Origin of the sequence: Microbispora sp. NPDC049633 (genome assembly GCF_040675265.1) — a bacterium.
GTDB lineage: Bacteria > Actinomycetota > Actinomycetes > Streptosporangiales > Streptosporangiaceae > Microbispora > Microbispora maris.
Map to the genome: position 1 here is coordinate 1 of NZ_JBFAOO010000205.1, position 12,840 is coordinate 12,840.

Annotated in this window: 15 protein-coding genes; 14 read left to right on the forward strand and 1 reads right to left on the reverse strand. The window is 73.7% G+C overall.

Annotated features, from left to right (window positions below; all coding sequences use genetic code 11):
• The 14 genes from AB0J39_RS33090 to AB0J39_RS33155 form a co-directional block, all read left to right on the forward strand.
• The coding region (locus AB0J39_RS33090; RefSeq protein ID WP_363471964.1) for a VWA domain-containing protein at nt 1-601 on the forward strand (601 nt) is incomplete at its 5' end.
• Entirely contained in the window at nt 594-1,694 is a 1,101-nt protein-coding gene (locus AB0J39_RS33095; protein WP_363471966.1) for an XdhC/CoxI family protein, read from the forward strand. The genes AB0J39_RS33090 and AB0J39_RS33095, both read left to right, overlap by 8 nt.
• Nucleotides 1,691-2,278, forward strand: a complete 588-nt coding sequence (locus tag AB0J39_RS33100; protein ID WP_363471968.1) for a nucleotidyltransferase family protein — start codon at nt 1,691-1,693, stop codon at nt 2,276-2,278. The genes AB0J39_RS33095 and AB0J39_RS33100 overlap by 4 nt, the downstream gene beginning before the upstream one ends.
• A gap of 81 nt (nt 2,279-2,359) precedes the next feature.
• The gene (locus AB0J39_RS33105; protein ID WP_363471970.1) at nt 2,360-3,160 is read left to right on the forward strand and encodes an SAM-dependent methyltransferase; all 801 of its coding nucleotides are present in this window, start codon (nt 2,360-2,362) and stop codon (nt 3,158-3,160) included.
• 93 nt (nt 3,161-3,253) lie between these two features.
• The gene (locus tag AB0J39_RS33110; protein ID WP_363471972.1) at nt 3,254-4,288 is read left to right on the forward strand and encodes an LLM class F420-dependent oxidoreductase; all 1,035 of its coding nucleotides are present in this window, start codon (nt 3,254-3,256) and stop codon (nt 4,286-4,288) included.
• A gap of 113 nt (nt 4,289-4,401) precedes the next feature.
• Nucleotides 4,402-4,935 carry a PadR family transcriptional regulator gene (locus tag AB0J39_RS33115; protein WP_363471974.1) on the forward strand — a complete coding sequence of 178 codons (534 nt, stop codon included), beginning with the start codon at nt 4,402-4,404 and terminating at the stop codon, nt 4,933-4,935.
• Nucleotides 4,932-5,681 (forward strand): ABC transporter ATP-binding protein, encoded by a 750-nt coding sequence (locus tag AB0J39_RS33120; protein ID WP_363471976.1) that lies wholly within the window; start codon nt 4,932-4,934, stop codon nt 5,679-5,681. The genes AB0J39_RS33115 and AB0J39_RS33120 overlap by 4 nt, the downstream gene beginning before the upstream one ends.
• Before the next feature lie 5 nt (nt 5,682-5,686).
• Nucleotides 5,687-7,477: an FtsX-like permease family protein gene (locus AB0J39_RS33125; protein ID WP_363471978.1), complete on the forward strand. Its 1,791-nt coding sequence runs from the start codon at nt 5,687-5,689 to the stop codon at nt 7,475-7,477.
• A gap of 46 nt (nt 7,478-7,523) precedes the next feature.
• Nucleotides 7,524-8,585, forward strand: coding sequence for an aminopeptidase P family protein (locus tag AB0J39_RS33130; RefSeq protein WP_363471980.1), 1,062 nt, complete (start codon nt 7,524-7,526; stop codon nt 8,583-8,585).
• Between the two features lie 25 nt (nt 8,586-8,610).
• Entirely contained in the window at nt 8,611-9,171 is a 561-nt protein-coding gene (gene efp, locus AB0J39_RS33135) for an elongation factor P (RefSeq protein ID WP_363471982.1), read from the forward strand.
• Between the two features lies 1 nt (nt 9,172).
• Nucleotides 9,173-9,583 carry a transcription antitermination factor NusB gene (gene nusB, locus AB0J39_RS33140; protein WP_346228514.1) on the forward strand — a complete coding sequence of 137 codons (411 nt, stop codon included), beginning with the start codon at nt 9,173-9,175 and terminating at the stop codon, nt 9,581-9,583.
• 57 nt (nt 9,584-9,640) lie between these two features.
• Nucleotides 9,641-10,363, forward strand: a complete 723-nt coding sequence (locus AB0J39_RS33145; protein ID WP_363471984.1) for a methyltransferase domain-containing protein — start codon at nt 9,641-9,643, stop codon at nt 10,361-10,363.
• 42 nt (nt 10,364-10,405) lie between these two features.
• Nucleotides 10,406-11,650 (forward strand): DNA polymerase IV, encoded by a 1,245-nt coding sequence (locus AB0J39_RS33150; protein WP_363471986.1) that lies wholly within the window; start codon nt 10,406-10,408, stop codon nt 11,648-11,650.
• A gap of 147 nt (nt 11,651-11,797) precedes the next feature.
• The gene (locus AB0J39_RS33155) at nt 11,798-12,178 is read left to right on the forward strand and encodes a DUF3040 domain-containing protein (protein WP_346228517.1); all 381 of its coding nucleotides are present in this window, start codon (nt 11,798-11,800) and stop codon (nt 12,176-12,178) included.
• Nucleotides 12,179-12,312: 134 nt separating this feature from the next.
• On the opposite strand, the gene AB0J39_RS33160 is transcribed toward AB0J39_RS33155, so the two are convergent.
• A partial coding sequence (locus AB0J39_RS33160) for a DUF4129 domain-containing protein (RefSeq protein WP_363471988.1) occupies nt 12,313-12,840 on the reverse strand: 528 nt, incomplete at its 5' end.

The following is a 12,840-nucleotide window of genomic DNA, read 5'->3' on the forward strand; positions in this document are numbered from 1 at the left end:
GGCCCGGCTGCGCCGGCGCGTGCGCCGGATGCGCCCGCGGCGGGTCGTCATGGTGGTGGACGTCAGCGGCTCGATGGCCGCGTACGCCGACACGCTGCTGCGCCTGGCCCACGCCCTCGTCCGCGCGGAGCCGAGGGCGACCGAGGTGTTCAGCGCGGGGACCCGGCTCACCAGGATCACCCCCGCGCTCCGCCACCGCGACCCCGGTCTCGCCATGGACGCCTGCTCGGCGGCGATCCCCGACTGGAGCGGCGGCACCCGGCTGGGGGAGGAGGTGCGGGCGCTGCTGCGCCTGCCCGATCCCCGGGGGGCCATCGTCGTGATCGCGTCCGACGGGTGGGAGCGGGGCCCGGCCGACCTGCTGGGCGCGCAGATGGCCCGGCTGTCCCGGCTGGCCCGCCGCGTCGTGTGGGTCAACCCCCACAAGGGCGACCCGGCGTACCGGCCGATGACCGCCGGAATCCGCGCGGCGCTGCCGTACGTCACGGACTTCGTCGCCGGGCACAGCCTGGCCGCCTGCGAGGAACTGGCCGCGCTGCTGGCCGGCGACCGGCCCCTGCGAAGGGCCGGGTCCGCACGGAGGGAGGGCGCCGATGCGTGACGTGCTCGGCCAGGTGCTGCGCTGGTGGGAGGAGGGGCGGCGGTTCGGGCTCGCCACCGTCGTGGGCACCTTCCGCAGCGCGCCGCGCCCGCCCGGGGCGGCCATGGCCGTCCTCGACGGCGAGGCGGTGGGCAGCGTCTCGGGCGGGTGCGTCGAGGGAGCGGTCTACGAGCTCGCCGCGCAGGTCGTCGCCACCGGGGCGCCGGTGCTGCAGCGGTACGGCGTGAGCGACGACGACGCCTTCGCGGTCGGCCTGACCTGCGGCGGAATCATCGACGTGTTCGTGGAGCCGGTCTCGAAACAGGACTATCCGGAGCTGGGGGAGCTCGCCGCCGACGTCGCCGCGCGGCGACCCGTGGCCGTGGCCACGATCGTCGCGGGTCCCGGCCGCGTGGGGGCGCGCCGCGTGGTCTGGCCGGACCGGGCGGCCGGCTCGCTCGGCTCGGCCCGGCTCGACGACGCCGTGGACGACGACGCGCGCGGCATGCTCGCGCAGGGCCTGACCGGCGTGCGGCGCTACGGCCCCGAGGGGGAGCGGCGCCTGGACGACCTGCGGGTGTTCGTGCGGTCGTTCGCGCCGCCGCCGCGCATGCTGGTCTTCGGCGCGATCGACTTCGCCGCGGCCGTCGCGCGGATCGGGCGCTTCCTCGGCTACCACGTGGTGGTGTGCGACGCGCGGCCGGTCTTCGCCACGGCCAAGCGGTTCCCCGAGGCCGACGAGGTCGTGGTGGCCTGGCCGCACGACTACCTGGCCGCCGCCGAGGTCGACGAGCGCACCGCGATCTGCGTGCTCACCCACGACCCGAAGTTCGACGTGCCGCTGCTGGAAGTGGCCCTGCGCACCCCCGCGGCGTACGTCGGGGCGATGGGGTCGCGGCGCACGCACGCGGACCGGCTGGCGCGGCTGCGCGAGGCCGGCCTGACCGAGGACGAGCTGGCCCGGCTGCGGTCGCCGATCGGGCTCGACCTCGGGGCGCGCACACCGGAGGAGACGGCCGTGTCGATCGCGGCCGAGCTGATCCAGCTCCGCTGGGGCGGCAGCGGCAGGCCGCTGACCGAGACGTCGGGACGCATCCACGGTGATACCCCGTGAACGGCGGGGTGGTCGCCGGGCTGCTGCTGGCCGCCGGGGGCGGCAGCCGGCTCGGCGGGCCGAAGGCGCTGGTGGAGTTCGAGGGGGAGCGGCTGGCCGACCGCGGCGTGCGGGTGCTCGCCGAGGGCGGGTGCCGGCCGGTGCTCATCGTCCTCGGGGCCGCCGACGTGCCGGTCGCCGGCGCGGTCGTCGTGCGCAACCCCGGCTGGGCGGCCGGAATGGGCTCGTCGCTGCGGGCCGGGCTGCGCGCGCTGCCGCCGGCCGCCCCCGCGGTGGTCGTCGCGCTGGCCGACCAGCCGCTGGTGCGGCCCGAGGCGGTGCGCCGGCTGATCGCCGCGTTCGAGGCCGGCGCCCGCGTCGCCGTCGCGGCGTACGGCGGAGCGCCCCGCAACCCGGTGCTCATCGCGCGCGAGCACCTGGCGGAGGTCGCCGCGCTCGCCGAGGGCGACGTCGGCGCGCGTCCCTTCCTGCGCGCGCACCCGGAGCTGGTGACGCCCGTGCCCTGCGACGACGCGGGTGACCCGGCGGACGTCGACACCCCCGCCGACCTGTGTCGACTCCGTAAGGGGCGACTCCATAAGTAGCGATTCGCCCGATTCGCCGTCATTCATGGGCTCCGCCACAATGATCACGAAGGATGGTTCCGGCCGAGCGGGGAGCGCGTCATGACGGAGCAGGCACCCGGCGGGCTGGACGTCACCCGGCCCAACGTCGCCCGCATGTACGACTACTACCTGGGCGGCAAGAACCACTTCCCGCCGGACCGGGCGGCGGCCGAGCGGGTCGTCGAGCTGTCGCACGGCCACGTCCGGGAGGCGGTGCGGGAGAACCGCGCCTTCCTCGGCCGGGCCGTGCGCTACCTGGCGGCCGAATGCGGCATCCGCGGGTTCCTCGACCTCGGCGCGGGGCTGCCGACACAGGGCAACGTCCACGAGATCGCGCTGGAGGAGGCCCCCGACTCGTTCGTGACGTACGTGGACAACGACGCGGTCGTGGCGGCGCACGGGCGGGCGCTGCTGGAGGGCGACCCGCGGGTGCGCTTCCTGCAGGGCGACCTGCGGCGGCCGGAGGAGATCGTGACGGCGGCGTCGGCGGCCGGCCTCGGCCTCGACCGGCCCGTGGCGGTGCTGCTGGTGTCCTGCCTGCACTTCGTCCCCGACGAGGAGGGCCCGGAGGCCGTCGTGGCGGCCTACCGCGACCTGCTCCCTCCGGGCAGTCACGTCGTCATCTCACACGTCTGCTCCGACCTCCTCCCGGAGGAGATGGCCCGGGCGGGCGACGTCTACGGCAACGCGAACGCGCCCTTCGAGGCCAGGCCGGGCGCGCAGATCGCCCGTTTCTTCGACGGGTTCGACCTGGTCGAGCCCGGCCTGGTCCCCCTGAACGAGTGGCGGCCCGGCGACGACGCGCTGCCGCCGCGCGGCGGCTTCCTGCCGGTGCTCGGCGGTGTCGCCCGCCGCCCCTGACGGTGGTCACGCCCGGTCCGCATCGTTAGCCTTGGGATCCGAATACGGAACATCATTCGGTTACCGACGGGTTCACGCGGAAGGACGAGGCGGATGCGGATCGGAATGGCCCTCAACTACTCGGGGGGCTTCAAGGAGACCGTCGCCGAGCTGGCCGACTACGAGAAGGCCGGGCTCGACATCGTGTTCGTGGCGGAGGCGTACAGCTTCGACGCCGTCAGCCAGCTCGGCTACATCGCGGCGAGGACCGAGCGGCTGCAGATCGCCTCGGGCATCCTGCCGATCTACTCCCGCACGCCGGCCCTGCTGGCCATGACGGCCGCCGGTCTCGACTACGTCTCCGACGGGCGGTTCACGCTCGGCCTCGGCGCCTCCGGCCCGCAGGTGATCGAGGGCTTCCACGGCGTGCCGTACACCGCGCCGCTCGGCCGCACCCGCGAGGTGATCGAGATCTGCCGCAAGGTCTGGCGGCGCGAGCGGCTGGAGTACTCCGGCAAGCACTACACGCTGCCCATGGAGGGCGGCACCGGCCTCGGCAAGCCGCTCAAGCTGATCAACCACCCCGTGCGCGAGCGCATCCCGATCGTGATCGCGGCCATCGGGCCCAAGAACGTGGAGCTCGCCGCCGAGCTGGCCGAGGGCTGGGAGCCGATCTTCTTCATGCCGGAGAAGGCCGGCGAGGTGTGGGGCCCCTCGCTGGCCGCCGGCCGCGAGCGCAGGGATCCCGTTCTCGGCGAGCTGGACGTGATCGCGCAGGCCGTGCTCGCGATCGGCGACGACGTCGAGGGAGTGCTGGAGCTGGGCCGTTCCATGGCCGCCCTCTACATCGGCGGCATGGGCGCCAAGGGCAGGAACTTCTACAACGACCTCGCCCGGCGCTACGGCTACGAGAAGGAGGCCGAGCAGATCCAGGACCTCTACCTGGAGGGCAAGAAGAAGGAGGCCGAGGCGCTGGTGCCCAGGGAACTGCTGGAGCGCATGTCCCTGGTCGGCTCGGAGGGGCACGTCAGGGAGCGGCTGGCCGCGCTGCGCGAGGCCGGGGTCACCACGCTCAACGTCGCCCCCGTGGCCCGCACCCACGAGGAGCGCGTCGCGCTCATCGAGAAGATCCGCGACCTGGCCTCCTGAGCCGTCCGGCGGCGCGGGCGCCATGACCCGCGCCGCCGAGGGTCACCGCCGGAGTGACGTTTGACACTTCCTATGGGTAACGGCTATCTATTAGCTAACCGTTAGGGGGTGACATGCAGGACGCGGTGCTGGCGATGCTCGCCAAGGAGCCCTCGCACGGATACCACCTGCACGCCCGGCTGCGGCGCGTCCTCGGCCCCCTGGGCGAGTCGATGAACCGCGGTCAGATCTACGTGACGCTGGCCCGGCTGGAGCGCGCGGGGCTGGTCGTCTGCGAGCGGGCGGACGGCCTGCCCGAGCGGCCGGAGCGCAAGGTCTACGCGCTGACGCCGGCCGGGCAGCAACGCGTGGCGGCCTGGCTGGCCGAGGTGGGCTGGCCGAAACCGGACCTGGCGGAGTTCCATCTCAAGCTCGCCGCCGCCGCCGCGGACAGGCTGGCCGACCCGGTGGAGCTGGTGGCGGCGCAGCGCCGGGAGTTGCTGCGCCACCTGCGTGAGGCGCAGCAGGCGGCGCTGGCCGAGCCGGCGGGCTCGGGCGCCGGTCTGCTGCTGGAAGGGGTCGTGCTGCGGTTGCAGGCGGACCTGCGCTGGCTGGATGCCTGCGAGCGGGCCTGGTCCGAAGCCGACCGCGGAATCGAGGGCGGATGAACGTGCCGAGCGCCGTGGTCCGGGCCCGCGGCCTGGTGAAGACGCATGGTCAGGGGCAGGGCCGGGTCCGCGCGGTGGACGAGGTCGACCTGGAGGTGCCGCAGGGACAGACGCTGGCGGTGATGGGACCGAGCGGCTGCGGGAAGTCGACTCTGCTGCACCTGCTCGGTGGCCTGGAGCGGCCCACCGGTGGCGAGGTGTGGATGGCCGGACGGCGCATCGACACGCTGAGCGAGCGGGCGCTGGCGCGCATGCGGCGCCGGACGGTGGGGTTCGTCTTCCAGGCCTTCCATCTGGTGGAGGAGTTGTCGGCGGCCGAGAACGTGGAGCTGCCCGCGCTGCTGGCGGGGTGCTCGCGCCGCCAGGCCAGGCGCCGCGCGGGCCTGCTGCTGGAGCGGGTCGGGCTCGCCGACCGCGCCCGGCACCTGCCGTCGCGGCTGTCGGGCGGGCAGCGTCAGCGGGTCGCGGTCGCCCGCGCGCTGGTCAACGACCCGCTGGTCGTCCTCGCCGACGAGCCGACCGGCAACCTCGACACCGCGGCGACCCTCGACGTGCTGAGGATCTTCGAAGGCCTGCGCGCCGCGGGGCAGACCCTCGTGATCGTCACGCACGACGAACGGGTGGCGTCCACCGCGGACCGGCTGGTCTCGATGCGCGACGGGATGTTCGTCGACGACACCCGGCTGGCCGGCACCGGCACCGGGCGGCTCGGCGGGCTCGGCGGCCTGATCGGGCTGGAGGGCTGAACGCCGTGGGCTCCGTCGTGCTCGTCGTGCGTCTGGTGCTGGCCGACATGCGCCGGCACCGGGCCCAGGCCGCGATGCTCCTGCTCGCGGTGACCCTGGCCACCGCGACGATGGCGCTGGGCCTGTCCCTGCGGGGCGTGAGCGACGCGCTGTACGAGCAGACCCGCGCGGCCACCGCCGGGCCGGACGTGGTGGCGCTCTCCGGCGACACCGGGCCCGCCGTGACCTCGGCCCTGGCCTCGCTGGCGGACGCTCCCGAAGTGGTCGCCCACCACGGTCCCTATCGCATCGTCTACGCCGACCTCACCACGCGCGATTCCCTTTCGTCCCCGGTGGTGGTGCAGGGCTTCGCCGAGACGCCCGGCGCGGTCAACCGGCCGCTGGTGACCTCGGGCCAGTGGGTACGCTCCGGCGGCACCGTCCTCGAACGCGGTTTCGCCACCGCGCTGGGCGTCGGCGTCGGCGACCACGTCACCATCGCCGGCCGGTCGTACCCCGTCGTCGGGATCGCCGTCACCGCGGCCACCTCCATCTATCCCTGGGCGGCGCAGATCGGCCCGGGCGGCGGCCCCAGCGACTACAGCGGCCTGGCCTGGATGACCCGATCGGACGCCCGGACACTGGCGTCGTCCGAAGATCTCCCGGTGAGCTCGGCCCTGGACCTCAAGTTGCGCGACCCCGCCGCCGCCGACGCCTTCCGCCACGCCCATCGTGCCTCCGACATCAGGATCAACTTCCACTCGTGGCGGTTCACCGCCACACAGGACATGGTCATCCTCAGAGACAGCCAGCCGATCCTGGTCGTCGGCAGCTGGCTGCTCGGCTTCCTGGCCGTCACCGGAGTCGCGGCGCTGGCCGCGGGACGCGCCGTCGAGCGGACGCGCCGGGCCGGGCTGCTCAAGGCCGTCGGCGCCGCTCCCGGTCTGATCGCCGCCGTCCTGCTCACCGAGTACCTGGCTCTGGCGCTGGCCGGCGACGCGCTGGGGCTGGTGATCGCCCGCCTGACCGTGCCCGCCATCGCCAGCCCCACCGCCAGCCGGATCGGCGACGCGTACGGGCCCGGCGGCGCCACCGTCGCCACGGCGACCGCCCTCGCCGTGGCCGTGGCGGTACTGTCCACGCTGCGTCCCACGCTGCGGGCCATGCGTACGGCGACCGTCACGGCGCTGTCCGCCACCGCGCACCAGCCCCGTCACCGGCCCTGGCTCACCGCGTTGTCCGCTCTGCTGCCCACACCGCTGCTGCTCGGGCTGCGGCTGACCGCCCGCCGGCCGGGCCGCGCCGTGCTGCAGGCGTGTGCCACCGCCACCACGGTGATCGCGCTCGTCGCCCTGCTGACCCTCCACGCCCAGCCGGAGAGGGGCTACGGCCTGGACGGTTCCTCCGCCCTGCCCAACCTGCGCGGCGAGCACGACCGCCGGCTGATGCTCGCCGTCACCGTCCTGCTGATCGCGCTCGCCGTCGTGAACACCGTCACGTTCACCTGGACCACCGCCATGGAGGCGCGGGCGAACATGGCCATCGCGCGTACGCTCGGCGCCACCCCGGGACAGATCACCGCGGGGCTGTCCACCGCCCAGCTCCTGCCCAGCCTGCCCGGCGCCGTCCTCGGCGTTCCTCTGGGCGCCGGCCTGCTCTCGCTCTTCGCGGCCGGGAACGCGGTGGAACCACCCTCCGCCTGGCTGCTCGGCGCCGCACTCGCGACTCTCGCGGCGACGGCGGCGTTCACCGCCCTGCCCGCACGCCTGGCGGCCCGCCGGTCCGTGGCGCGGGTCCTCAGCGCCGAAACGGCGTGACCGGCCGGCGCATCAGGAGCGCCCGTGCGGGCGTAGAGTCCGGGGCGTGACGCACGCATCTCGCCGCGCGCGGCTGGCCGCGGCACTCCCCGGGCACGACACGGCCGCCGTTCTGGTCACCTGGCCGGTCAACGTCCGTTACCTCACCGGCCTCGCCAGCTCCAACGCCGCCGTGCTCGTCACCGCGACGGGCGAGGCCGCGCTCGCCACCGATTCGCGCTATCTGGAGACGGCCGAGGCCGTGTGCGAGGGCGTCGAGGTGATCGAGGGCCGCGACGTCGCGGGGGTGCTGCTCGATCGCGTACCGGACACCGCGCGGGTCGCGGTGGAGGCCGGCCACATGCCCGTGGGACAGTTCGGGCGGCTCGCCGCCGCGCACCCCGGTCTCACGCCGGTGGAGGGCCTCGTGGAGGCCGTCAGAGCCGTGAAGGACGAGGGGGAGATCGCGGCGCTGCGCCGCGCCTGCGCGATCACCGACGAGGCGTTCTCCTTGGTCGTGGAGCGCATCGTCCCCGGTGTCACCGAGCGGCGGGTCGCCCGGTGGCTGGAGGCCGCCATGGTCGAGCTCGGCGCGGACAAGCCGGCCTTCGACTCCATCGTGGCGAGCGGCCCCAACGGATCGATCCCGCACCACTCGCCCTCCGACCGGCCGATCGAGCGGGGAGACCTGGTGACCATGGACTTCGGCGCCCGCTACGACGGCTACCACGCCGACATGACCCGCACGGTCGCCGTGGGCCCGCCCGCATCGTGGCAGCGCGACCTCTACGACCTCGTACGGCGGGCCCAGCGCGCGGGCCGCCACGCCGTACGGCCGGGGGCGACGGCGGGCCAGGTGGACGCCGCGGCGCGCGAGGTCATCGCCGAAGCGGGTCAGGCCGAGCGGTTCGGCCACGGTCTGGGCCACGGGGTCGGGCTGGAGATCCACGAGCTGCCGTTCCTGGGCCCTGGCAGGACCGGTAGACTAGAGGATCGAGTTCCGATCACCGTCGAGCCGGGGGTCTATCTCCCGGGCAGGGGCGGTGTGCGCATCGAGGACACGCTGATCACGCGTGGTGACGGGCCGGAGCTTCTCACACTGACCACCAAGGAGCTGCTCGTCCTGTAGGGCAGCCGCACGCGGGAGACGCTACGTGGCGACGACGAACGACCTGAAGAACGGACTCGTGCTCAAGCTCGACGATGGGCAGCTGTGGGCCGTTGTCGAGTTCCAGCACGTCAAGCCGGGTAAGGGCGGCGCGTTCGTCCGCACCAAGCTCAAGAACGTCCTGTCCGGGAAGGTCGTCGACAAGACCTTCAACGCCGGCGTGAAGGTCGACGTGGCGAACGTCGACAAGCGGGACATGCAGTACTCCTACCTCGACGGCGACGACTTCGTCTTCATGGACACCGAGACCTACGACATGGTCAACATCCCGCGCTCGGTCGTCGGCACCGCCGCCAACTACATGCTGGAGAACACGACGGCGACCGTCGCCTTCAACGAGGGCAACCCGCTGTACGTCGACCTCCCGGCGGCCGTCGAGCTGACCATCTCGCACACCGACCCGGGCCTGCAGGGCGACCGCTCCACCGGCGGCACCAAGCCCGCCACACTGGAGACCGGCGCGGAGATCAAGGTCCCGCTCTTCATCACCACCGGCGAGAAGGTCAAGGTCGACACTCGCACCGGCGAGTACCTCGGTCGGGCCTGACGTGTCGGCTCGGGGGAAGGCCCGCCGCCGCGCGCTGGACATCCTCTTCGAGGCGGAGGCCCGGCAGGTGAGCCCGCTCGACGTGCTCGCCGAGCGGGTGGAGCGGTCGGACCCTCCGGTCAACGAGTACACCTCCTTCCTCGTCGAGGGCGTGGTCCGGCACTTGGAGCGCATCGACGAGCTGATCTCGACGTACGCCGAGGGCTGGACGCTGGAGCGCATGCCGGCCGTCGACCGCAACGTCCTGCGCGGCGGGACGTACGAGATGCTGTGGTCGGAGGAGGTCCCGGAGGGCGTCGTCATCAGCGAGTGGGTGCACCTGGCCGCGGAGCTGTCGACCGACGAGTCGCCGCAGTTCGTCAACGGCCTGCTGGCCCGCTTCAAGCAGCTCAAGCCCTCGCTTTCGCTCTGAACCCCACCGCCCTCGGCACCGCCCGGCGGACCGACAGCCCCGACAGGGAGGCCGCAAGTGCGTGACGCCACACGCCGCGCCGTCGTCTGGGAGGCGTTGCGCGCGCTCCTGGCCGAGCGGACGGCCGCCACCGGGCGCGACACGCTCGACATCGTGGACGCCGGCGGCGGCACCGGCGGCTTCGCCGTGCCGCTGGCCACGCTCGGGCACGTCGTGACCGTGGTCGACCCGACGCCCGACTCGCTGGCCGCGCTGGAGCGCCGCGCCGCCGAGACGGGAGTCGGCGTGAAGGGCCTGCAGGGCGACGCCGCCGATCTCGGCGACCTGCTCGAACCCGGCAGCGCCGACCTGGTGCTGTGCCACAGCGTGCTGGAGTACGTCGAGGACCCGGCGGGCGCGCTGGGCGCGGTCCGCGGCATCCTGCGGCCGGGCGGCGTGGTGAGCGTGCTGGCCGCCAACTCGGTCGCCGCGGCCGTCCACCGCTCGCTGGCCGGCCACTTCGACGAGGCGCGCCGGGTGCTGTCGGACCCGGCCGGCCGCTGGGGGGACCGCGATCCCACGCCGCGCCGCTTCTCCCGGGAGACGCTGGCGGCGCTGCTGGAGGCGGCCGGGTTCACCGTCGGCGACGTGCAGGGCGTGCGGATCTTCGCCGACCTCGTCCCGGGCATGCTCGCCGAGAGCGATCCCGACGGCCTGGTCGCGCTGGAACGGGCGGCGGCGACCCACCCCGTGCTCCGCGACGTCGCCACCCAGATCCACGTCATCGCGTACCGCGAGTAGAAACCATGTTCGGGTAGTGCGGTGCTCGGGTAGGGTGACCTCATGTCCCGGAACCAGCTGCTGCCTCGGGATCCCTCGCCTCCGCCGGACGGGCCGGTCGACGACAGCGGCTGCCCGATCCTGCATGTGGACATGGACGCCTTCTATGCCAGCGTCGAGCTGCTCGACCGCCCGGAGCTGCGGGGCGCCCCGGTCATCGTCGGCGCCACGGGCGCGCGCGGCGTCGTGCTCAGCGCCACCTACGAGGCGCGCCGGTTCGGGGTCCACTCGGCGATGCCGATGACGCGGGCCCGGCGCATCTGCCCGCAGGCCACGGTCATCCCGCCCCGCCACGCCAAGTACGCCGAGGTGTCCCGCGGCGTCATGGAGATCTTCCAGTCGATCACCCCCGAGGTGGAGCCGATCGCCTCCGACGAGGCGTTCCTCGACGTCGGCGGGGCCCGCCGCAGGCTGGGCAGCCCCGCGGCCATCGCCAGGACGATCCGCGCCCAGGTCGCCGAGCAGTACGGCATCACCTGCTCGGTGGGGGTGGCGAGCACGAAGTTCGTGGCCAAGCTCGCCTCGCGCCAGTGCAAGCCCGACGGCCTGCTCGTGGTCCCGGCCGGCAGGGTCGTGGAGTTCCTGCACCCGCTGCCCGTGGCCGCCCTGTGGGGGGTGGGGGAGCGCACCGAGCAGGCCCTCGTACGGCTCGGCATCCGCACCGTGGGGGACCTGGCCCAGGTGCCGGTGGCGACGCTCCAGCGTGAGTTCGGCGCCGTCGGCGCGCATCTGGCGGCCCTGGCCTGGGGACGCGACGAGCGACGGGTGGTGCCGCACGCGCCCGACAAGAGCATCGGCAACGAGGAGACGTTCCCGCACGACGTCGACGACCCCGAGACGATCAGGCGCGAGCTGCTGCGGCTGTCGGAACGGGTCGCCGCGCGGCTGCGGGCCGGCGGGCACGCCGGCCGCACGGTCAGCGTCAAACTCCGCCGATCCGACTTCACGACCATCACCAGGTCGCGTACGCTGCGCGAGGCGACCGACGTCGCGAAGGAGATTTTCGACACATCATGCGAGCTCTACGAGGCTGCGGGGCTGGAGCGGGTACGGCTGCGACTGGTCGGCGTACGCGTGGAGAACCTGGTCCCGGCCGCCGCGGCGACCCGCCAGATAAGCCTGGGAGAGCGGGAGACCGGCTGGCGGGAGGCCGAACAGGCCATGGACCGGGCGGCCCGCAGGTTCGGCCCGGACGCGGTGAAACCGGCGTCGCTTGTTCGCCGTCCATTTGGTCCAATAGGTCCATGACGTCACCTCCGGTTTGGACCGCGTTGGACGTTTTCTTTCGCCTACGTCTGAGGCCTCGTATTCTGGGGATAACCGACCGCGAGGTTCGGACACCCCGTGTCGTCCGTTGCCGTCTTCCCCTGAATGGGGCCGTCCTTGGGAGGCGCCGTGCCGCTGTCTGAGCACGAGCAGCGCTTGCTCGACCAGATCGAGCAGGCCCTCTATGCCGAGGACCCGAAGTGGGCGAACACCGTACGGATCAGCAATCCGCGTAGCCACTACAAGCGCCGCCTGGTGAAGGCCTCCATAGGCTTCGCACTCGGCGTGGTCCTGCTGATGGTCGGCGTCGTCGCGGCCCAGATCTGGCTCGGTGCCGCCGGCTTCGTGGTCATGCTGGCCACCTGTCTGTGGGGCCTGTCGAGCTGGAAACGCATGAGCGGGTTCGGCGACTCCCCGCCGTCCCGCGAGCGCGGCCGCCGTCCCCAGCAGCGGCAGAGCTTCATGGAGCGCATGGAAGAGCGCTGGCGCCGCCGCCACGACGAGCACTGATCCCCATCTGAGCCACCGCCGGTGGGCCCGCGAAGCGGGCCCACCGAGTCGTATGCGGCGAGAAATCCTCTCCCCGCGCGCCCGGCTGCCCCGTCACCCCGGCGGCCACGCGCCCGGGTGACGGGAGCGACAGGTCAGCGGCGGGCGCCGGTCAGAGTCCGGTCCTCTCCGGAGTCGGCGGGACGCCCGGGCGTCGTGGCGGTCCCGCGTCCCGGCGATGTCCCGTCGGCCTGCCCGGGCCCCGTCCGCCGGAGCCCTGTCCGCCGGAGCCCTGTCCGCCAGAGCCGGGGCCGCAGGCCCTCCAGCCGGTCGAACACGTCGAGCACGTTCTCTCCGGCCGACCGCAGCCGCAGCAGGACGGACATCGGGACCAGCGCGGCGCCCAGCCGCCGCCACCGTGAGGTCTTCGACGCCAGATCCCGCCTGATGCGGCGCAGGTCCGCGGGGACGGGGCCCGACGCCGCAGGCGCGGGGGCGTACCTGAGCCGTTCCTCCGACGTGACGACGCGGGCGAGCGACTCGGCGGCCTGCGGCCCGGGTGCGTACCGCTCGGCGATACGGCGGCCGAGCGCGCGCGGCGTCTCGCTCGGCTCCCCGGCCATGCCGAGGTCGGTGAGGATGTCGCGCAGCTCCGCCCAGGCGGCGTGGCCTCCCGCGGCCGG

Coding starts and splice junctions, on each gene's coding strand:
- AB0J39_RS33095 (WP_363471966.1), top strand. CDS start 594: ATGCGTGACGTGCTCGGCCAGGTGCTGCGCTGGTGGGAGGAGGGGCGG.
- AB0J39_RS33105 (WP_363471970.1), top strand. CDS start 2,360: ATGACGGAGCAGGCACCCGGCGGGCTGGACGTCACCCGGCCCAACGTC.
- AB0J39_RS33110 (WP_363471972.1), top strand. CDS start 3,254: ATGCGGATCGGAATGGCCCTCAACTACTCGGGGGGCTTCAAGGAGACC.
- AB0J39_RS33115 (WP_363471974.1), top strand. CDS start 4,402: ATGCAGGACGCGGTGCTGGCGATGCTCGCCAAGGAGCCCTCGCACGGA.
- AB0J39_RS33120 (WP_363471976.1), top strand. CDS start 4,932: ATGAACGTGCCGAGCGCCGTGGTCCGGGCCCGCGGCCTGGTGAAGACG.
- AB0J39_RS33150 (WP_363471986.1), top strand. CDS start 10,406: ATGTCCCGGAACCAGCTGCTGCCTCGGGATCCCTCGCCTCCGCCGGAC.